At 58.9% G+C, this 21,454-nt stretch carries 17 protein-coding genes; 8 read left to right on the top strand and 9 right to left on the bottom strand.

Features of this window, described 5'->3' with window-relative positions:
• Positions 1 to 16: 16 nt before the first annotated feature.
• The gene (locus RG540_RS29365; protein WP_041365782.1) at positions 17 to 946 is read right to left on the bottom strand and encodes a glycoside hydrolase family 16 protein; all 930 of its coding nucleotides are present in this window, start codon (positions 944 to 946) and stop codon (positions 17 to 19) included.
• A gap of 42 nt (positions 947 to 988) precedes the next feature.
• Positions 989 to 2,128 (bottom strand): glycosyltransferase, encoded by a 1,140-nt coding sequence (locus RG540_RS29370; RefSeq protein ID WP_041365784.1) that lies wholly within the window; start codon positions 2,126 to 2,128, stop codon positions 989 to 991.
• 185 nt (positions 2,129 to 2,313) lie between these two features.
• Here RG540_RS29370 and RG540_RS29375 point away from each other — a divergent pair, with 185 nt between their 5' ends.
• Positions 2,314 to 3,960, top strand: a complete 1,647-nt coding sequence (locus RG540_RS29375; protein WP_041365786.1) for a GMC oxidoreductase — start codon at positions 2,314 to 2,316, stop codon at positions 3,958 to 3,960.
• Positions 3,944 to 4,957: an NAD-dependent epimerase/dehydratase family protein gene (locus RG540_RS29380; protein WP_041365788.1), complete on the top strand. Its 1,014-nt coding sequence runs from the start codon at positions 3,944 to 3,946 to the stop codon at positions 4,955 to 4,957. Before RG540_RS29375 ends, RG540_RS29380 begins: the two co-directional genes overlap by 17 nt.
• 44 nt (positions 4,958 to 5,001) lie before the next feature.
• Here the strand turns inward: RG540_RS29380 and RG540_RS29385 are convergent, their stop codons facing one another.
• The 3 genes from RG540_RS29385 to RG540_RS29395 all read right to left on the bottom strand — a co-directional run bounded on the left by RG540_RS29385 (position 5,002) and on the right by RG540_RS29395 (position 7,917).
• Positions 5,002 to 5,295: a hypothetical protein gene (locus tag RG540_RS29385; protein ID WP_041365790.1), complete on the bottom strand. Its 294-nt coding sequence runs from the start codon at positions 5,293 to 5,295 to the stop codon at positions 5,002 to 5,004.
• Between the two features lie 140 nt (positions 5,296 to 5,435).
• The gene (locus tag RG540_RS29390; RefSeq protein WP_046601481.1) at positions 5,436 to 6,770 is read right to left on the bottom strand and encodes a polysaccharide biosynthesis/export family protein; all 1,335 of its coding nucleotides are present in this window, start codon (positions 6,768 to 6,770) and stop codon (positions 5,436 to 5,438) included.
• Between the two features lie 28 nt (positions 6,771 to 6,798).
• A complete protein-coding gene (locus RG540_RS29395) occupies positions 6,799 to 7,917 on the bottom strand; it encodes a glycosyltransferase (RefSeq protein WP_244446730.1) in 1,119 nt (372 codons plus the stop codon).
• 285 nt (positions 7,918 to 8,202) lie between these two features.
• On the opposite strand from RG540_RS29395, the gene RG540_RS29400 reads away from it, so the two are divergent.
• The 4 genes from RG540_RS29400 (at position 8,203) to RG540_RS29415 (ending at position 13,994) form a co-directional block, all read left to right on the top strand.
• Positions 8,203 to 8,922, top strand: coding sequence for a sugar transferase (locus tag RG540_RS29400; RefSeq protein WP_080725139.1), 720 nt, complete (start codon positions 8,203 to 8,205; stop codon positions 8,920 to 8,922).
• 286 nt (positions 8,923 to 9,208) lie between these two features.
• Complete coding sequence (locus RG540_RS29405) at positions 9,209 to 11,239, top strand: glycosyltransferase family 4 protein (protein WP_041365792.1); 2,031 nt, start codon at positions 9,209 to 9,211, stop codon at positions 11,237 to 11,239.
• Entirely contained in the window at positions 11,236 to 12,909 is a 1,674-nt protein-coding gene (locus tag RG540_RS29410) for a Wzz/FepE/Etk N-terminal domain-containing protein (RefSeq protein WP_041365794.1), read from the top strand. Before RG540_RS29405 ends, RG540_RS29410 begins: the two co-directional genes overlap by 4 nt.
• Positions 12,906 to 13,994: a glycosyltransferase family 2 protein gene (locus tag RG540_RS29415; RefSeq protein ID WP_080725140.1), complete on the top strand. Its 1,089-nt coding sequence runs from the start codon at positions 12,906 to 12,908 to the stop codon at positions 13,992 to 13,994. Before RG540_RS29410 ends, RG540_RS29415 begins: the two co-directional genes overlap by 4 nt.
• Positions 13,995 to 13,999: 5 nt before the next feature.
• Here RG540_RS29415 and RG540_RS29420 read toward each other — a convergent pair whose 3' ends face one another.
• Positions 14,000 to 15,436, bottom strand: coding sequence for an oligosaccharide flippase family protein (locus RG540_RS29420; RefSeq protein ID WP_041365796.1), 1,437 nt, complete (start codon positions 15,434 to 15,436; stop codon positions 14,000 to 14,002).
• Positions 15,437 to 15,524: 88 nt separating this feature from the next.
• Entirely contained in the window at positions 15,525 to 17,489 is a 1,965-nt protein-coding gene (locus RG540_RS29425) for a hydrolase (RefSeq protein ID WP_041365798.1), read from the bottom strand.
• Positions 17,490 to 17,793: 304 nt separating this feature from the next.
• Here RG540_RS29425 and RG540_RS29430 point away from each other — a divergent pair, with 304 nt between their 5' ends.
• Together RG540_RS29430 and RG540_RS29435 are read left to right on the top strand one after the other, a co-directional pair.
• A complete protein-coding gene (locus RG540_RS29430) occupies positions 17,794 to 19,215 on the top strand; it encodes an NAD(P)-binding protein (protein WP_065814458.1) in 1,422 nt (473 codons plus the stop codon).
• Between the two features lie 7 nt (positions 19,216 to 19,222).
• Positions 19,223 to 20,299, top strand: a complete 1,077-nt coding sequence (locus tag RG540_RS29435; RefSeq protein ID WP_041365800.1) for a glycosyltransferase family 4 protein — start codon at positions 19,223 to 19,225, stop codon at positions 20,297 to 20,299.
• A gap of 21 nt (positions 20,300 to 20,320) precedes the next feature.
• Here the strand turns inward: RG540_RS29435 and RG540_RS29440 are convergent, their stop codons facing one another.
• Together RG540_RS29440 and RG540_RS32700 are read right to left on the bottom strand one after the other, a co-directional pair.
• Positions 20,321 to 21,052: a hypothetical protein gene (locus tag RG540_RS29440; RefSeq protein WP_041365802.1), complete on the bottom strand. Its 732-nt coding sequence runs from the start codon at positions 21,050 to 21,052 to the stop codon at positions 20,321 to 20,323.
• Between the two features lie 166 nt (positions 21,053 to 21,218).
• Positions 21,219 to 21,380: a hypothetical protein gene (locus RG540_RS32700; RefSeq protein ID WP_155414785.1), complete on the bottom strand. Its 162-nt coding sequence runs from the start codon at positions 21,378 to 21,380 to the stop codon at positions 21,219 to 21,221.
• Positions 21,381 to 21,454 lie beyond the last annotated feature (74 nt).

Raw genomic sequence — 21,454 nt, forward strand, 5'->3', positions numbered from 1 at the left:
AGCGAAAGCTTGTCCGTCAGGCATAGACCCGGAAATAATCCACCCGCATGCGTGTGAGCGTGTCCGCGGGCAGGAGCGGCTGCGGATAAGGGACATCCGAACGCAGCGCGAGCGTGAGGACCGGCCAGAACACGTCCTGATCCGCGTCGAGTTGCGCGGAGCGGTTGATCGTCCAGACCGCCGGCATTCCGGTCTTGGTATCAACGATGGGCTGCCGCTCGAAATAGATCGTGCATTCGGTGTCGGTGACCAGCACCCCGTATCGGCAATAACCGGCGGTCATATCGATGGGAGTAGGCACGCCGGTTCCTTCATTATGCTCGCCGGGTTGCCCCCATTCGTGCAGATAGGCCCCGTAGAGCGTCGGCTCCCAGCCCTTGTGCTCGACGACGTCGATTTCGATGCTCGTCTGAGGACGAAGGATGCTGCGTCCGTTCATCATCCAGAAGGCAGGCCAGCTCAGCGGGTGTCTCGGAAACAGCATCCGCGCCTCGAAATAGCCGCGCCGCCAGCCTTTGAGGACCGTGCCGTCGCGCTTGGCCGTCTGAAGGTTGCCCGATATCCACTGAAACTCGGCGAGGTCATTGCCGTAATAATTGGGGACCTTCATCGGCCGTCCGATATATTTTGCAGCCACTTCCAACGCCTTGCCGTCGCTCGCATTTGGGTCGTCGACAATCGCATAGGGATTGAAACCCTCTTCGCCGCTGTCTCTCGCGAAGGCCGAACGGCCGTAAAAGCCCGGATCGGAGGTCGTCGGCTTCGGACCGGCGCTCCAGGCCGACCAATCGAGCCTGGTGAAATTGTCCTCGAATATCAGGGCTCGCCCGCTGGTGGGGTCCTCCAGGCGCTCCGACGCCTTCGATCTCCAAACGAGACCGCCGCCAAGGCCCGCCGAGGCCAAGGCGCCGACCGCGAATGAGCGACGGGACAATAACGTCGTCATGATCCACCTCACGTCGTTTCATTCAGGCTGGCCCGCAGAGATCTATGCCGCTGCCGCACGCCGCAACGCATTGGCATGCACCTCAAGCACCCGCTCCGGGCTGTAACAGTCAACGAACTCCTGGCGGAAGCTGGCATGGGCCTGCTCGCCGCGCAGGTTGTCGCAATAATAAATCATCGCGTTCACGAGCTCCTCGGGACGATCCACCGGCACGAGCATGCCCAGCCTGCTGTCGACGAGGATATCGCTCGGGCCGAATTCACAATCGGTCGCGATGACCGGCAGGCCAAACCGCAACGCTTCACAGATTGCGAGCGACCATCCCTCCCATCGGGAGGTGGAGACATAGACGTCACTTGCCGCCAGCGCAGGCTGGGGATTTTCGGGATGATGCTCCAGGCTTACCACGTCGGTGAGGCCCCGGCGGTCGATCTCTGCCCGCAAGGCCGCCTCCCCGTCACCATAACCGACGATTTTCAGCAGGACATCACTGCGTTTTTTCCGCAGTTCGGAAAACGCGGCCAAAAGAATGTCCTGGCCTTTCTGAAAGGAGAAGCGACCGATATTGATGAACGTGACGTTATCGTCGACGCGTGCCTGGCCGGCATCGGAAAGGTCAAACTTTCGCACCGGGTTCGGCACCCAATAATGCGGCCGCTTGCTCTTGAACATCGCATTGAATGAGGTGAGCTGCCGCGGCGAGGTTCCGAAAACCGAGGCGATCTTCGGCAGGAAAAGTGTCTTCATCAACAGGAAGAGTATCTTGGCTTTGATATGGCTGCGCTCCAGCTTCGGATTGCCGTGAAGATGGACGGCAAACCGGCGCCGGATGCCGATGCAGGAGGCCATGCAGATCACCGTCGGCTCGATCTGCGGCACGACGATCAGGTCATAATCCTTGCTCGCAATGACCTTCCGGAAGTTGCGCATCAGCTCGATCCGGCTCGAAGCCACGCGGTCGATAACGGTGTAATTCCTGCCCTCGGGGCGATTTTTGTGAACCGACGTGTAGAGGACGTCCACTTCGAAGTCGCTCCCATACTGATCCGTCAGGCCGGAGCAGATCGTATCCACGACCCTTTCGATACCGGCGAAAGCGCTCGTACCCGGTTGGACGTAGAGGATCTTCAAAGGTGTATGGGTACTAAGTCTTTCGGAGTAGGGCATGGTTGCTATTTGCATATACCTTAACCTCTTTGAATTTTCCGAAGACCATGTATAGTAAGGAAAATCTCATACAAAAAACGTCGGAAACATCCCTGCTGAAATATTAAGTTAAAACTGGCGGAATACAAGAAGTTATTCACCGCCTAGCGCAATAACATTGATACAACGTCGATGAGATTGCAACAGCAAAGGTTTTCTGGATGTCCGTCATCGAATTAAACGCGATTTCGGGGAAAACTGTACTTCCGCTACCAGCCTGCGATATCTGCATTGTCGGGTCAGGACCTGCCGGCACGACGCTTGCGCAGGAATTGTCGAATACGAACCTGCGCGTCACTCTTCTGGAGAGCGGCGGCATGGCCCGTGATCCCCTGATGGATGCGCTTGACGAGATCGACAATGTCGGTCGTCCGCGGGCGGGTGACCAATGGTCCGTCCGCAATCGTATCGTTGGCGGCAGTTCCCATACCTGGGGCGGACGCTGCGGCCCCTTCGATGCCATCGATTATGAAGAGCGTCCTTGGGTTCCGTATTCCGGCTGGCCGATCGATGGCGCGGATCTCGAACCTTATCTGGCGCGCACTGCCTCCCATCTCGGCCTGGCTTTCGGCAATGGCTACAATGATGAACGGTTCTGGGCGATTGCCAACCGCCAGCGGCCGACACCCGATCTCGATCCGGCAATCCTGATCCCTTTCTTCTGGCAGTTCAGCCGGGATACCGAAGAAGCTTACCCTTACGAATATATGCGCTTCGGTCGTCATGTGGCCAAGCGGATCGGCCCCAATGTGACACTCGTCACCGGGGCGACCGCGCAGAGCGTCCACGTATCGGCGTCGGGGGATGCCATCCGCGGCGTGCGATTTACGGCGGCCGATGGCAGCCAGCAGGTATTGGCCGCATCCATCGTGATCCTGTGCTGCGGAGGCGTCGAAAATGCACGCATACTGATGAACTCCGACGAGACGAAACCTCACGGAGTGGGAAACGACCACGACCAGGTGGGACGCTATCTCATGGACCATCTCAGGGGTTCGGTGGCGACCTTTTCGCTGCCGGGTTCCGATGCTCTTCAAAAGCGCTTTGGCCGATACAATGTCAGTCGCCATTTCTTTCGCGCCGGATTTCGGCTGAGTCCCGATATCCAACGGCGCGAACAGCTGCTCAACTGCGCCGGCTGGCTCGGCGAGGTATTGGCAAAGGATGATCCCTGGGATGCCTTGCGACGCGTGGCGGGGCGCACCCCGAAACTGCCGCAGGACCTGTTCAATATCATCGCGAACAGCAATTTGCTCGTCAGGGGGCTGAAGGACTTTCTGGGCGCGAAGAATGGAGTGCCGCGGAAGCTGACCGAACTCGACCTGCAATGCATGTGCGAGCAGGTGCCCAATCCCGATAGCCGCGTGACCTTGTCGGAACGACGCGATCGACTGGGCATGCGCTTGCCGCGAGTGGACTGGCGCAGCCACAGCGATGAGTCCCGCACGATGCGCAGAATGGCGGAATTGGCTGTCCAGGAACTGCCGAAAGCCGGGCTGCCTGCGCCGAAGCTGGAGGAATGGGCCAGGGACGGCGCCGAAATTCCCTCGACATTCGTCGATGTCGCTCATCCGACCGGAACGACGCGCATGTCCACGCAGCCCAGCCATGGCGTCGTTGATGCCAACTGCGAAGTGCATGGCGTCAGCGGTCTCTTCGTGCAGGGCAGTTCGGTCTTCCCGACGGCCGGGCACTGCAATCCGACCCAGATGATCGTCGCACTGGCTGTTCGCCTCGCCGACCACGTCAAGGCGAAGCACCCATATCGAGAACCAGTTCTGGTGACGGCCCATGCCAGATTTGCTTAAGGCAAAGCCGGTTCTGGTGACCGGCGCGACCGGCAGGATCGGCAGGATCGTCGTCGCGGATCTGATCGAACGCGGTTATGCCGTACGTGCCACCACATCGAAACCATTGGCGGCGGATAGGGGCCAGATTGACGATCTCCTGGAGTGGCGGCGGTTCGACTTTATGACGGATGACGATTGGGACGGGCTCGTCAAAGGCTGCTGCGCCGTCCTGCACCTTGCGGCGGAGCTCGGCAAGATGGAGCGCATGCAGCGGGTCAATGTGGACGCCACCCGACAACTTGCGCAAGCCTGCGAGCGTCAGGGTATCGCCGCCTTCTGTTATGTCAGCACCGTTTCAGTTTACGGGAGTGGACGAAAGCGTCTGATCGATGAGGGCTCGCCGGCGTTGACCGCCGATCGGGATATCCCCTCGCAATACTGGGCTCTCGACTATGTTCGAATGTATGGGCGGACCAAACTGGCAGGCGAGCTCGCATTGCGCGCCGTTGCAAGACAGACCCGCTTTACGATCGTGCGGCCAGCCGTGGTCGTCGACATCAACCAGATCATCGGGATCCGGGACTGGAACCCGATCAAGCGACTGCTGGGCGCCCATCGCCATGCACATCACATCTATGTTCGCGACGTCTCCGATGCGATGATCTGGCTTATCGTGCGTAGCCTGGCCGGACACGGCCAGCCGGGTCAGGTCGAGGTCTATAACCTCGCGGAGGACGATTGCCCCGACCCACGGCACATCGATTTCATGCGAAAGGCTTTCGCCGTCAGCCATGACCGACGCTACAGAAGCGTGCCGATACCGGCATTCGCCGACTGGCTTCACGATTTCCTGAGGTTTAGAACCCTGCCTTTGAGAAACCCTCTGTGGCGAATGCGCTTTTCCAACCAGCGCCTGAAGGAGGCCGGCTATCGCTTTCGTTACGGCATGGCAGACGCCCAACGGCTTGCGCTTTCCGCCCTCGAAAAGGGCGTCGAAAATAGAGAAGCCGGGTGACGAAGCGCCGCGTGACTGCACTCACATGCCCGGTCTTGAGCTTCTCATTCTCCGGAGTATTTCGAATTCACGCCCAACGAGGATTGCTCTCGCTCGTTTACCCGCCTCCGGACATAGAGAAGATAGAAGATTCCATTCATGGCGACACACCCCGCCTCAAGCGCCACCGCCACCAGGAACGCCCAGGTCAGCGCATCGGATACCGAATAATCGAGGACAATTGCGGTTGTCGCCAGAATGATGACGACTGCCAGAACGACAAGCGTGAAGATCAAAATTGGCAATCGGGCTGCGCAAAGCAAGCCGATGATGAATGCAATGACCAAGTCCCAAGTCATCAGCGTCCTTTGACCAGTTCCGTCTCCGGTATTTGAGAATTTTATTCTAACATGTGCTGAATGTCCCTAGCAAGCGGGAATCGGCTAGCTTCCAGCTTCGAGCTGGACGGCGATTTTGTGCTATCGGCTCCGGCTGCGGTTTAGAAATTCTTCGGCCGAATATCTCTCGCTCGTCTTTCCACCCGCACGACGTCGCCCGGGCCCACCTCGTCATTGTCGGTGACGACCAAGGTCTGCATCGCTCCCTTGATTGTCCGATTGACCTTGATGACAAACGCCGGCTCGCCGTCGGCTTCCAGCGCGGCAAGGGCGGCGGGAGCGCGCAACTCGATGTTCGCCAAAAGCGCACGCGCCGTTTTCGCTTTTTCGGAATTGGCGGCCAGCCGATCGCGCAGGTCCACAGCCTCGGTAAGCGCGTCACCTCTGTATTTCTGGCGAAAATCGCCCATTTCCTGATCGAGCTTGGCGAGATCCTGCTGCGTCTTGAGAATTGCAAGCGAGACGTCCAGGCTGCGGCTTTCGAGATCCGCGAGGCTTTGGTTGGCGCCCAGTTGCCGAGACGATACCGTCAAACCCTGGGACACCATCTTGTTGACGGCGTTCAGATCCTTTGCCGCCATTTCGGTCTGCCTGGCGAGCGAGCTTTCCTTGAGCCGCAGGGTTTCGAGCTGGTTCGTGGCCAGAATCTTGGCCTGGCCAAGCCTGTCGAGTTCCGTGTTCATCAGGTGCAGCCGGGTCTCGAACAATGCCTGCTCATCCTGCATCACGCGCGCCAGCGCCGGTCGGGAGGCTTGCGATGTCAGATCCTGCGGGAACGAGATCGTGGTCGCGCCGGCCAGAAGCGCCTCGACACGCGCTTGACGCGCCAGAAGCCCATAATGTTCGAATTCCAGTTGGCCGAGGTCCCCGTGACTGACCAGCGCATCGCGCTGGAGCGCGAGCATTTCAGGATCTCCCTGCCCAAGCCCGCCAGCCATGCTGATTGCCTGGATCACCGTCAGGCCGGGGACGTAGCCGTATTTCCCCGGCTTGGACACCAAGCCGGTCACGAAGAATGGCCGATAGACCGAAACCTCCACGGAAGCATTGGGCCGTTTCTGCAAGCCAACCTGTTTCTGAAGCTGCTCTCCGATCAAGCCTGATACGTCATCCAGCGTCTTGCCGGCGACCGAAACGGTGCCGATGATCGGAAGCGACAACGTGCCTGCGGCGGAAACGGCGAATTCACCGGTCAACGGCACCCATTCGAACGCCACTCCGGCATTCGGCCGCCATTCGAAAACCCGAATTTTAAGAACGTCCTGCGGCCCGAGCGTGTAATCGGCCGCACCTGCCGGAATGCCCGGAGAAAAAACCGCAAACCAGGCCATCATCACCAGGAAAAGCTTGGCTAGGTAACGCAGCCGGGAGGCTGATGCGGCCGATGCCCTGACATCCGTCGCAGATGGGCACTGCAAGAAACTCAGTTGCTGCATCCGGTCACTCCTGTTTCTCCGGTTGGCTTTACGCTATTCGCACGTCATCCCAGATCGGTCCCTGCCCGGTGAGATGATTGGCGTAGGATCGGAATTTGTCGATGAAAACCGACGTCCTGAAATCCTGCGCCCGCGCCACGGCATCGGCGGGATTGAGATCCATTTTATCGAGACGCTCCACGGCATCAATGACGGCCTCGACCGACTGGATGGGAAAAAATACACCGGTCTTGCCGGCGACGACGGTTTCCGTCGCTCCGCCCCGTCCATAGGCGATGACAGGGCGACCGCTTGCCATCGCTTCAACAGGCACGATGCCGAAATCTTCCTCGCCCGGAAATACGAGTGCCCTGCAGCGTGCGTAGTGGTGCTGAAGGACGTCGAATGGTTGGGCACCCATGATCGTCACGGTCGGTCCAGCGATCTTGCGCAGGCGAGCCAGCATTTCGCCGCCACCGATGACCACCAGCTTCGCCTTCATCTGGTTGAACGCTTCCACGGCAAGATCCGGGCGTTTGTAGCTCACCAGTTCCCCGGCCATCAGATAATAATCCTCGAGATCGCGGGTGGCGACCGGTCGAAAAGCCTGGGTATCGACGGGCGGATGGATAATCTGCGCATCCCTGCGGTAATAGCTCTTCACCCGCTGCGCCACCGTCGTGGAATTGGCGATGAATTCATCGACACGGCTGGCTGCCGCGACATCCCAGGTCCGCAAATAATGGGCCAGCGGCGGCATCATCATTCGCGTCAACCTGCCGGAGGTCTCATAGTACTTATTGTACATGTTCCAAATGTATCGCATCGGCGAATGACAGTAACAAATATGGATAGCCGGCGAGGTAGGTATTACTCCTTTTGAGGGTCCCGACTCGCTACTAATGACGAGGTCATACCCGCTGAGGTCCAGTTGCTCCAAGGCCATGGGCATCAGCGGCAGATATTTTTTGTACATCCGCTTCGCGTAGGGCAAGGAATCGATGAAGGTCGTCTGGATGCGATGCTTCCGGATTTCCGCTGAAATTACAGCAGGATCATACACATGGGTAAAGATATCGGCGCCTGGATAAATCCGGCAGAGCGCCTCCAGGACCTTTTCACCGCCCCGCATTCCGACCAACCAGTAATGGATGATTGCCACCCGCATGAAGTCTCCCCAATGACCGAGCAATAGGCCAAGTTCTTTAGCCATTGCAGCAATTTGGCTCACGCTCTAGATCGAAAGAAGTAAATATAATTATCTACCCCAGAATGTGCAGTTTAATTCGCACATATATCGGTAAATATTACGATACATTCCATGATTGCCTAAATAGTGCGCCGCAATAAAAGTATTGTCAAATGAAATACCAAGAGCTAACGTGGTGTGGATGCCGCTATAGATTGTCTGCCCATACCCTTTCGTCTTTTTCCTAGAGTACGGAGCCCGCAGATGAATGACATGAATGTCAGTGGTAATTTGAATGCGATGAACGGCACGCATCTTCAGGCACCCGAACAATTCGCTTTCCCGAGGATCGGAAACGAGGCCTCTCATCGTCTCTCGGTCTATCTGAAACGGGCTCTCGACACGGTCATTTCCCTTATCGCCCTTATCGTTCTCATGCCGATGATCGTGATGCTGATCGCCCTGCTTTATGCCGTTCAGGGTCGCCCGATCTTCGTCGGGCACCGCCGGATTGGCAAGAATGGGGTGATGTTCCCCTGTCTCAAGTTCAGGACAATGGTCCCCAATGCCGACGAGGCCCTGCTTCGGCATCTCTCCGCCAATCCGTCGGACGGGGCGGAATGGGCCGCCACGCGCAAACTGAAGAACGACCCCAGGATTACGCCGCTCGGCGCCTTGCTGCGCAAGAGCAGCGCCGACGAGATACCACAGCTCCTGAACGTCGTATTGGGGCAGATGAGCATCGTCGGCCCGCGCCCGATCGTATCGAGCGAGGCGGAGTTCTATGGTCGCCACTTCGTGGATTACATCCGGGTTCGGCCGGGCCTGACTGGGCTTTGGCAGATCAGCGGCCGCAACGACATCAGCTACAACGCGCGCGTCGAACTCGACATGCGTTATGTCCGGGAACAAAGCATCTGGGGGGATATCGTCATCATGGCCAAGACCGTCCCGGCGGTCCTGCGCGCACACGGCAGCTATTGATTATTCACCCCATCCCGCGGGGGCGGTTAAGAAATGGCGGACGCTCCGCGGGAGCGAGCGCATACGGCAGACGCAATGCAATAGCATCGAGGGATCAGCACATCTTGCAAGCCAGTTTTGAGATCGTCAGCAGAAACTTTCAGCAAAACGGGACCGCCATCTGCCTTTCGCTGCGGCCTTGTTTTGCGCAAACCGGAAAATTCGCAGATGGACGGAGCTCCCTCGTCCACCGCCCTTGGTCCCCGCACATCCCCTCTCTCCGCGCGAACCATGATGGAGGGCAGTCGTGAGCTCATTCGAGCACTGCGCCATCAACGGGCGGTTCCTGACGCAAAATGCGACCGGCGTTCAACGTTATGCGATGAATGTCGTCAAGGCTCTCGACCGCACCTTCGGTCATGACGAGTGCCTGCCGATAATCGCGCCCGCCGGCACACCGGATCCGGGTTTTGCCCAACTTCCGCTGGTCACCTCCGGTGGCTTCGGCGGGCACGCGTGGGAGCAGGCCGTGCTTGCCCGGACTTGCCAGGGGCCGCTGCTCAATCTTTGCAATTCGGCACCCGTTCTTAAGAAGGATCAGATCGTCTGCATCCATGACGCCAACATTTTCGCCGCCCCGGAAAGTTATGGCCGCGCCTTCCGTATGGCCTACTCCCGACTGCATCCGCTTCTGGTTCGACGGTCCGCTCGCATCGCCACGGTCTCCCACGCATCAGCGCGGCAACTTGCCCGCTACCTGCCTGTCCGGCAGCAGGACATTGCCGTCCTTCCCAATGGCCATGAACACGCTCTCGAGTGGGATGCCGGGCTGGCGAAGGTCGCTCCGCAAATCGTCAGTGCCATAAGCGCAAGGGGCCGCCAATTCGTTCTGGCGCTTGCGTCCCGTGCTCAGCACAAAAACCTTGGCTTGCTGATGAAGGCTGCTGAGGCTCTGGACGACCTGGATATCGACATCGTCGTCGCCGGCGGAAGCGCCGGCATTTTTGCCTCTGACCTTCTCGAGAAACGGCCGAACCTCCTCCTCGTGGGGCGGGTGTCGGACGACGATCTTGCCTATTTCCTGAAACACGCACTCTGTCTGGCGTTCCCCTCCATCACCGAGGGTTTTGGGCTGCCCATTGTCGAAGCCATGGCCTTGGGTTGCCCCGTCGTGGCGTCCGACTGCGCAAGCATGCCCGAAGTATGCGGTACGGCGGCGCTGATGGCCTCTCCCTTCCAGCCGGAGGCGTGGATCAGGCATGTCGCCGCCCTGAAAGGGTCCGATCTGCTCAAAGGCGAGTTGCGCGGCCGGGGCTTGGAGCAGGTGCGCAACTTCTCCTGGGCGAACACCGCAGCGGGTTATCGGGAACTGCTTCAGGACCCTGCGAAAGGCCTTGTTCCCGCTAGATCTTCCAACTCGACGGAACTTAGCCTGGCAGTTGTCATCGCCACCCGCGGCCGTCCGGCCGTCGTCGGCGCGACGGTGCGCCATCTTCTCGCAACCCAGACAGTTCGGCCGGATACATTGGTGGTGTCCTGTGTCGATACGTCCGACGTCGGCGACCTGGTTTCCGATCCCGAAGTGACGATCGTCGCGGGAAAGGCCGGCCTTGCGGCCCAACGCAACCGAGCGCTCGCCAACCTGCCCGCCAGAACGGACGTGGTCGTCTTTTTCGACGACGATTTCGTCGCCCATAGGAATTGGTTGGCGTCCGCCCTCTGCGCATTTCGCGATGAAAGCCGCCTCGTCGGGCTGACGGGCCACGTGATCGCCGACGGAATCAAAGGCCCCGGCATCCCCTTCGACGAGGCCCTTCGCCTTCTGGATCGCGCACCGCCCCGCGGCTCGAGGTGGCATGAACCCTACAGTCCCTATGGCTGCAACATGGCCTTCCGCATGTCGGCCATCGGTGAGGCAAGGTTTGACGAACGGCTGGTCCTGTACGGCTGGCTGGAGGACCGTGATTTCGCGGCCGCACTTGCCAGGCAGGGTGGACGCTTCGTTAAATCGGACGAGGCCTGTGGCGTACATATGGGCGTCAAGAGCGGCCGCGTGAGCGGTGAACGGCTGGGATATTCTCAGATCGTCAACCCGCTTTACATGATGCGCAAGGGCACCATGACGCTTGCGCAGGTCGCCGACCAGGTTCTGCGCAACATCACCAGCAATTTCGGCCGGCTGTTATGGGCGGAACCGTTTATTGATCGACGCGGGAGGGTCAAAGGCAATCTCATGGGCCTTGCCGATGTTTTGCGGGGGCGCCTGGAGCCTGAGCGTGCTGCTCGATTGCCAGTTTTCGACGCTCTTGCGCTGCGGACCGGAGGAAAGGCCAAATGACTTTCAACAGGCCCGGCCCTCTGGAGGACGCTTCCCGTCTGTGGCGCATGGATCGCGAACCGATGGGCGATGCCGGCGAAGGCCCACTCGCGCTGTTGCGCCTGATGATCGCGCTTGCGTGGCGCAACAAGATGCGGCTTATCGCGTGCACGGCGGCGGGGTTCCTGCTCGCCTTTCTTTATGCGAACTCCCTCCCCAAGGTCTACAATGCCACGGCAACGCTTCTGCTCGAGCCGCGGCAATTTGCTTCCGCCGGCCGCGACATCAGCGGGCAGCAGAACCTGGACCTGAACAGCGCCGAGAGCGAATTGCAGATCATTCGTTCGGAGCGGCTTCTATCCGCCGTGTTCGAAAGCCTTGTCCTTCAAGGCGACGCCGAACTCGGCCCCCGGCCGCCGAAGGAATTCAGCGGCCTGGCGGTTCAGGTGCAGGACACGATGTCGACGCTCGTGGACAATGGGTTGACGACGCTTGGCAAGACATCAAGGCGGGCCGAGGATTCACTGGATCCGACCGCGGATCCCCGCGAAAACGCACGTCGCATTGCTTTTGCGAATTTCGTCAAACGGCTGAGCGCGCGGCGGGTGGGGCAATCTTACGTCGTCGAAATCGAATTCTGGTCATACAATCAGAACCTCCCTGCCCGCGTCGCAAACGCCATGGTGTCGGGATACATCCTGCAATCGATTGCCTCAAAAGAACAGATGGCGCGAGCTGGCACGGACACGCTGCAAGGACGACTGGACGCGCTGGCTATCCAGGTCAATGCGGCCCGGGAGGCAATGAGGAACGGCACGTTGCCGGCGGTGGCCACACCGGATGCCGATGCCCGGATCATCGGCGCCGCACTTCCACCACTCGATCCCTCCGGCCCGCGCAAGACACTGATCGCCGCATTGGGTGGGCTGCTGGGGTTCCTGATCGGCATGTCGACCATAGCCATCAACGTGGCCTTTGATCGCCGGGTACGCGATGCGAAGGAACTCTCGCAGGAAGCCGGCATTCCATGCTTGGCAACGGTTCCGGACACCGGGAAAACAGCAGGCCTCGGGTGGCATTTCGATAGCCCGGCGCTTCAACGATACGCGAGCGTCATTCGCGACTTGAAAACCTCCGTCGATGTCGCTTGCGCATCACAACGGCGGGAAAGAAACATCGTGATCGCGTTCATCGGGGCAACGGCTGCGACCGGCGTTTCGACCCTGTCTCTCAGTATGGCGCAGCTTCTGAGCCGAAGCGGCCACCATGTGACGTTCTTCTATTCGGGGTTGCCGTCCATGGTTGAAGAAACATCCAGTTCCTCGACCTCCCTGGCCGACGTGGCGATCTCAGGTCTGAAGGCGGATCAACTGTCGTTCGGCAATCTCGATGGCATTGCCACTCTGCCGATCCACTCGATAGACCCGCATATCAACATTTTTGCAGATTTCCGTCATTCCAGCGTGTTGCGGATTCTGGAAACGGCTCGATTGAAGGGAGATGTCATCTTCGATCTTCCGGCCCTTGATACCTCCCTGGATGCGCTGGCACTGGCATTTCATGCCGATGCCGTCTTGATCGTCGCAAAAAGCGGACGCACGACGATTGACGAGGTGAAGGACGTTCACAATCAGCTGCGGCGCGCTGGCGCGCCGGTGATCGGCACTGTAGTCAACAGGGTCAGGTCATGACCGCAGACCCCGTGGTTTCCCGAGAACCGCCTCCACAGGTGCAGGATTCCTTCGGAGCTGAACGATCCGCGGATGATCCGGAAGGCAGTATCTGCAAGCTCGCGATCATCATCACCTGCTTCAACTATTCGCAATTCATCCGGCACGCGGTTGAAAGCGTCCTTTCGCAAAAGTGCAGGCAGTGCCAGATCCTCGTGATCGACGATGGTTCCACCGATGGTTCGTGGGAGGTGATCCGCGAGCTGGGGGTGCGTGCGTTTCGGCTTGCAAATGGCGGTCAACGCAAGGCCTGTCTTTTTGGACTTGAACAGACACAGGCACCCTTCGTCCTATTCCTCGATGCCGATGATGAGCTCCTTTCCGGGGCATTGGAAGTAATCATCACCAACCTGGACGACGGCGTTGCGAAACTTCAGTTTCCGTTGAAGCGGATCGATGGCGACGGCAATGTCATCAGCGGCCCGATACCCGAACTCCAGGCGTTCAGAGGGCGTGAACTGGCCGGGCAGGTCTTGCGCACCGGCGTCTACGCGACACCTCCGACCTCCGGCAACGTCTTTAGACGCGACGTGTGCGAACTCCTGAAGGACGCAGACTATGACAGGGCAGTCGATGGCATTATCCTGTTCGCGGCTCCATTCATCGGCGATGTGGTGAGCCTGCCGCAGCCGCTCGGTCTCTACCGGGTCCACGACCGCAACGATTCCGGCTTCGGTGACGAATTGAATACACAGGCTTTGCATCGGGATCTTCAGAGATTCGTCGCCAGGACGGAGCATCTGCGCCGGATCCTGCCAGGCTATGGCTATCAGTCTGGCCTCGTATCCGCCGAGCACGCCTATTTCTATCGCGAGCGGCGTTTCTATCTTGCGGTGGCGGAGGATGAACGGATTTCCTTTGCCAGCCTGTCTGGACTTGTGGGGCGGCTGTGGCGGGACAAAAACCCGCTGGGGATGAAGGTTTCGATGACACTGTTTTTCACCGCCATCAGTCTGCTTCCGAGAGATCGCGCCCGAAAGGCGCTTGCCTATCGTCTGGGTGCCGGGACCCGCTCGACGCGCGGGCTCATTCGAGCACTGACCTGAGCGGATTAGCGATCGACCAGGTCAGGTCTCCCGGCTGTAAGGGCAATCCGCATGCCCAGCCCGAACAGTGTGACGAGATAGGTGGCTGCGCCCGCGCTCGCTACCGCGATAAGCTGTACCACAACGGGCAGATCGGACGCCGGCATTCCGGTTCGCAACCAGATGACGACAATTGCCATGACCGCCGCGGAAGCCAGAACTTTCCAAAGGTTCCGGAGCTGCTGCCATGGCCCCAGCCCGAACAGCCGCCGTGCCTCGGCAATGTAGAAAACAGCCATGACGGAAGCGACCAGGATTCGGGCAATGCTCGCTCCATGGGCGGCGAACAGATAGAAGCCAATGGAGATCAGAACGACCCGGAAACACAGGTCTATCGTATTGAGCCTGAAAATGACGGAGGGACGATCGAGAGCGAGGCTCGCCGAATAGAGCGTCTGGAAATACGGTATCGGAATGACTGAAAGGGCGAGCAGGCTGAGATAGGGAGCCGCGTCGCTCCATTGCGCTCCGAGCAGGATAGCGGTCACGAGATCTGCCGTCAGGGAGAGGCCGACGCAAACGGGAAGCGAAATCAGCATCGCGAAACGACTTGCCTTGAGGAAAGCCGTCCTCATTCGGTCCGCGTTCGAACTGATCTGCGAAAAAGCTGCCATGACCGGCTGCAGCGCCGGGCCGATTATGCTCTGGGTCGGGATGACGGCGATGTCACTTGCAACGGCGTAGCGGCCGAGCATGGCGCTGTTTCCGGCAGAGCCGATCAGGAAACGATCAAACTGCCAATTCAAGGCGGACACCAACTGCGCCGAACTGAACCAGCCGATAAAGCCGGCAAAATCCGGGAGCCGCTTCAGCGAGAATGCGGGTCTGTAAGGGGCTACTACATAAGAGGCAATGGTGGCGACAAATGCGGTGGTCACGAAATTGACGACGATCGCCCAATAGCCGCCTCCGGCAGCCACGGTGGCGACAGCGGCCGCAAAAGCGCAGAGCTTGCTGATCGTTTCGATCGCGAATGTCGGGCGGAATTCGAGCGCGCGGGCAAAATGCACCATGGCGGGGCTCATGAACCCCTTCGCGACAGGGCCGAGCGCCATGGCGGCGATCACCGGGACGAGCAATGGATTTCCATTGACCAGAGAATACGGCCAGGTCCCAACAAGAAAGATCGCGGCGATCGCCGAACTTCTCAACACGCCGAGTGTGAAGCCGGTATCAAGATGGCTCTTATCGAGCACCGGCAGTCGCACCAGTGCCTGGGTGACCGGAACCTCCAGAACCGTATCGATGACGACGACCAGCGCCATTGCGAGGGCCGCCAGTCCAAAATCCGTCGGAGACAACAGGCGGGCGAGAATGAGTACGTTGAAAAAGTCGATAAACCGCCCGACGAAGCGGGAAAAGACGAGCCAACTGGCTCCTTTGAGAGCTGCGAACGCAAGCATTCTTCACCACGCCCCTGTCTCACCGCCGGGCTCCACGAACGAGGAGGCCTGCTTCTTTTCCGTCGTTGGTATTGTCCTCGAATGCTCTTCAACGGTTCAGTTTGGCCGAGAAGCCTCGAAGGACATGCGCCATTCCAACGGCGCGGAGCAAGGCCGGCTTCAACCGCGGAAACTCCTGCGCAATCGCGCCTTCGCGCCACAGCTGGGATTTCACGGCCATCAACTTGCGTGCCATTCCGGCCCGTGTCGCCGGCGCGACAGTCGCTATGAACTCACCTCGCCCGAAATCAACCGATCGGGGAGCGACACCCAAGGCGATCACATCCGCCTTGGACGGGTTTATGATCGCTTGTTTAAGTCTCTGCCAAGCCCGATCCGCATCGCCTAGGACCTGAGCGCCGCTGGAGAGACCATCGATATAGCGTAGCGCGCCGGTGAGAAGCGGATTGCCAGCGGCTGGATCGAGCCTGCCGAAGCGAATCTCTCCCGAATTGCCGATCACCATGCCGTCATGTCCCATGCTGAGCGTTTTGACGGAAGGTATGGCCGGCTCAAAAAGGCTCTCGATGATATGCCAATACCGCAGGACCACTGTCCTCGTCTTGAAGGGATTGTAGAAGCGATCCTCCACCACGAGACCCGCCACATTGGGGAAATGGTCTTCGCTAAGCCCCTTGTAATTGCATCGCGCAAACTGCACCGTTTCGAAACGATGCTCCGGCAGCCCGGCGGACAGAAGCCTCTGGGTGCTGCCGTAGAGCCCGGTGTCGCAGAGGATAATACGTTTGGCATCACCTGCGATTTGCCCGATATGGATCTTGAAGCAGTCATTCTGACTGTCGATGTCTTGCGCGACGGCGCTGCCGGCTGTCGTATCGAGCATGTCGAAAAAGCGGCTCGCATCGAAAACCTGCTGCCACTTGTCGGGTAGATCATAAGAACCGTTGCCGAGCGCATGTGCAACGGCGGCGAAACTTGCGCATTCGAATTCGCGCGCCAGTTCATCGAGGACAGCCGGGCTTCTGGCCGCCACCGCTGAGCGGGCAGCAATCAGGCGCGAAATCAGGATGTTCTCGCGCTTCAACGAAAGAGGCAGGTCGAGCACGGACTGGAGGCGTTCGAAAGCTTCCCGTATGCCAAGTCCCCCGCGCGCGCAAAAGAGCATTGTCGCATCACGGTCCGAACTCGCCTGCTGACCATATAGCCATAAAAAGAGACAAAATTCTGCGACGATCGGACCGAATACATGTTCGCCGAAGTGAACCTGATCGCCGATGGGCGGTATGGCCCGGCGAGAGCCCGATCCACTTTTGACTTGCCGCAGCCCTTCCGCCAGGGCGCCGTTGCCCCGTGAAACGAGCCGCTTGAGGCGGTTCTTCGGCATATGGATGGTCTGTATCCCCATGCTCTTTGGGACGAGGCAATCGGCGAGGAGGTCGTCACCGATGTGCAGGGCGCGCGAAGCATCCACGCTTTCAGCCTCTAGAACCAGAGAAAACAGGTCGCCCTGCCGCTTGCTGGCCTTCATATCCGCACTTGAATAGATCTCGTCCAGGAGGCCCGGGCCGTGAAAATGGTCAATAAGCTCGCCGACTTTTTCACCGGACAGCCCCGTATCGGTGATTGCCACGACCCTCACACCGGCTTGACGATGGCGCCGCAACAGCATGGCAAAATCACCATTCGCAAAAAGCGCCCGCTTTTCGACTTCAATCTCGATAGCGATCCGCTTCTCTATCACGCTGCGCGACAGCCCGAGAATGGCGGCTTGGCGGCTGATGACATCGCAAAGGCACACCTCGCCCCGACCGCCTCCCATGTTCAAGGCACGATATGCCATCTTTTCGGCAAGCAGCCTGGCCCGGATCAGTTCGTCGGGGCACATGGGCGAACCCTGGCCCTGCAGAAAGCGGGCAAACATCTTTTCACCCGCAATGATGCGCGACCGCCGGGACAGGCCGTTGCGCAACAAAAGGGTGTCGAACACGTCTGTCGCAATCAGCTCTATGGAATGAAGGGGCCGATTGAGATCGTCGAGGCTCCGTCGCGGCATCCAGCATACCCCTCGCAAATTACCGGGACCAGCGCGCCTTGACGGGCCAGCGCCAATCCAAATCCCTGATAGAAAATTTCCCCCGAACGCATCCGAAGAAGAAGAACGCATTCGTGCCGATGGCAGAGTGTAACAGACATAGACAAATGCCATCAAGTTAAATTACTATATACCAATTAGTATATCTGCCAAAAATATGACCACTCCGGTATTTATTTGAGCAATAACGAGGCGCACGAAATATATATTGAATTTCCCGTACTGTAATAACTCGGAAGTACTAGATCAAACGATGGAGACCTGCATGCAGGAGGCGAAGTTCCCCACCCCTCAAAAGGCGGCCGATCTGGAGTATGATGCCATTGTTTTGGGAGCGGGGGTTAGCGGTCTCGTTTCAGCTGCCGTGCTGGCCAACCAAGGATGTCAGCAAATCCTGGTCGTCGATGAATACGGCCACATCGGCGGGAACCACATGGACTGGTCGACGAATGGATATACATTCGACATCGGAAGCCTGATTTTCCAGGACGATTCCCCCTTGCTGACGCATTTTCCCGAACTCCTCCCTCTCTATGTGCCGATTGAGCCTCGCTGGGGGCGGTTGAATCCCCAAAAGATGGTCACGGATTATCCGATTTCGCTGCGCGACGACATTTTGCGGGCCGGCGCCATGGGGATGATGCGCATCTTCGGGTCGGTGTTCTATGCACGCCTGTTCCAGCGCGAAATGCGCAACGCAAGAGACTTCTCACGCTACTGGATCGGCGCCGAGCTTCTCCGGCGGTCCGGCCTGGAATCCTACATGCGGAGGTTTTACGGGATTGCGCTTGATCAGATCGATATCGATCTGGCGAAAAAAAGGATGCTGTGGATCAGCGAACATGCCTCGCTGGGCAACCTCGCCCATCGCCTTTTTCGTCGCCGACGCCAGGGTCCGACCAACAAGCAGCTCGCCCGCCCCAAATCCGGATTTGCGCCCCTTTACCGGCTCGCTCAACAAAACCTGGAGAACCGAGGGGTGCAATTCGCCCTGGGCGTCAAACCAGTCGCAATCGACCGATTGGAAAACGGCTTTCAATTGAGGCTGGAGGACCGGGTGATTACCGCAGGCCGGCTGTTTTCGACGATCCCGATCGAGCGGGTGCAGGCCCTGTGCGCCATCGAGCGACAGCACGTTCTCAATACCACCACCCTGATCAGCCTCTATTTCAGCTTTCGCGGAGAGCGTGGTTTTCAGCAGCCGATTATCTACAATTTCTCGCATGATGGTGCATGGAAGCGCTTGACGGTCTATTCCGACTTCTACGGCCAGGCCCATGGGCGGGAATATTTCGCCGTCGAAGTCGTTGCCGACCAACCGGACAGCCCGGTTGAAATGGCCGAATTAGATTTTCGGGCGCACGTTGCGGCGAACGGGCTGTTTCGGGGGGATCTGAAACTCGAAGGCGCCCAAGTCCTGACCAATGCCTATCCCGTCTACAGCCGGGACGCCGCCCGCCAGGCGGACGAAGCCATCGCTGCACTGCGTGCGTTTGGAATACAGTCCTACGGACGCCACGGCGGGTTCAACTACCAGCCGACAGCCCGTGTCTCCACCCTCGATGCGGAAGCCGCTCTCGGATTTGAACGGAAGGTCTCTCAGCCACCGGGAGCAGTCGAAGCTTCTTCTCCTCAAATGGAGCCGGCACCCTCGCCGCTTCTGATATCCTCTCCCACAACACCGTGAGCCCACTATGCGGATCATGCATGTTCTGAACCACACCCGGCGATTGAACGGCAATGTGCATGCAGCTGTCGATCTCGCCTGCGCCCAGGTAAAGCTCGGCCACACTGTCTGCATGGCAAGCGGTGGAGGCGATTTCGACGGATTGCTTGCACGCAACAGGGTAGAAACGGTTTTCGTCGATCAGCAGAGAAAGCCTCTCACCGTGCTCAAGTCGCTTTGGGGGCTGCGACGCCTCATCCGTGACTGGAAGCCGGATATCGTGCATGCGCATATGATGACGAGCGCTGTTCTTTCAGTCCCAGCCTGTCGTTTATCGTCGACGCCGCTCATTACCACCGTTCACAATGCGTTCGAAAAAAGCGCCGTGCTGATGGGGCTTGGCACACGCGTGATTGCCGTTAGCGAAGCCGTCGGGAAATCGATGCAGGAACGCGGCATATCGGCATCGAAACTGCGCGTCGTTCTCAACGGCACAATCGGATCGGCACGGTTCGAAGGGCGCGACAGGACGCCGGCGTCCCTTCGCGGTCCAAGCATACTTTTCGTCGGGGGGCTGCATCCCAGAAAAGGGTTGCCCGACCTCCTGGAAGCCTTCCGCCTGGCGTACAAGCAATATCCCGACAGTCACCTTTATATCGCCGGCGGCGGGCCCTTTGAAGCCGCCTATCGGCAATTGGCCGGCGAAACGGGCTGCGCAAGCGCCATCACATTTGTCGGCGCCATCGACGAACCGTTTCCCTACATGTTAGGCGCCGACATCTTCGTCCTTCCCTCCCATGCCGATCCGGCTCCGCTCGTCCTGTCGGAAGCGCGCGAGGCGGCCTGTGCGGTGATCGGCACCGACGTCGATGGCATCCCGCAGCTGCTCGGTTTCGGCGAAGCCGGGATCCTTGTCCCACCGCGCGATCCGCAAGCCTTGGCAGCCGTTCTCTGCGACCTGCTGGCGGATCCCGAGCGGCTGGATATGTGGAAGGCAAAGAGCCAGCTGCATATCAACAATCTGACGATCGAGCGCGTCGCCCGCGAGACGCTCAGCGTCTACAAGTCCGCCCTGTCGCCTGGAACCGAGGTCGTCCCGGCCTAGTCGGCGACGGGAAGTATCGGATTAACCGCGGCCGAGCTGCCGCTTCAGGTAACTGTCGGCGTGTGGATCGGCATAATGGAACAGCGCCGTCGCCCGCACAGCGCCTTCGTCGACAGGCTCATTCGTGTGAATGCTGCGATAGCCCCAGAACAGATAGAGATTGCCGGGAACCAACGACACATGCTTCATGCCCTTTCCGCCGGATGCGCGACTGCGCAGGATCCGCTGCGTGAGCGCATTGTCGAGGATCGCTTTGTCGGCGAGATTAAACAGGTAATTCGATCGGATTCCGCGGGTATTGGGGATAATCAAGAAGTCGCCGCGCTTGCCGAATTTCGGGATTTCGATTGGTAGCAGTGCCGTGATCGCGTAGGAATCGTAGTGAAATATCAAGGAATGTTCCGTCACGCTTTTACCCGTGAGACAGCGAAGAATCTGATAGAATTTAACGTCAGGCGCAGGCCGGCCTAGACCGATGGAATAGAGGCGGGAAAAGAGAGCCTTGAATTCCGGGGAATTGCCGAGGTCGTCGAGGCCTGATCCCGCGAGCTCATCGCTTTTCAGCGAAATCGTCTGGCGGCCCTCGCGCGTGATCGTGGAGGAGACAAAATTTTGCATCTGGCTGAGATCTTCGGCTGCCAGGAAGTTGGGAGCGCAAAAAATTCCGTCTTTGTTGATTTCATGAGCGATGCCACGAACATCCCCATCCGATAGCGCAGATAGCCACTGTTTGGCATTGCTGAGATAAGACATGGCAGGCTCCGTAGCAGCACGCGATTCTGTCCTGGAACACATCAGGAAACACCAGGGTCAGGCAATCAACAGGATCACTCGGAAAACGAGCCGACTTGGCTGAAATTGCCGTGCTCCCCGCTATTGACGCCGTCCGGCGACAACGGGTCGGGCCAGCGGTCGAAGCTCAATCGACCCTTCCGATGCGCAGCCGCCGCCTGGGCAAAGCCGGCACGTGATCGTCCTGGTTTCCTTCCAACGGCAGCGGAGAGGTCATCCGCTCCGGATCAAGCAACCGCCACTCTCTTTCAAGCCGCAGCCTGATGGATATCCAGATGTCGCTCGTCATCACTCACCCTTCGATCAGGATAAAATCCGTCATTCCCAAAGAATCGACCTACGATGATTTCCGCTTAAACTCGG

This window comes from Neorhizobium galegae bv. orientalis str. HAMBI 540 (assembly GCF_000731315.1).
Classification (GTDB): Bacteria; Pseudomonadota; Alphaproteobacteria; order Rhizobiales; family Rhizobiaceae; genus Neorhizobium; species Neorhizobium galegae.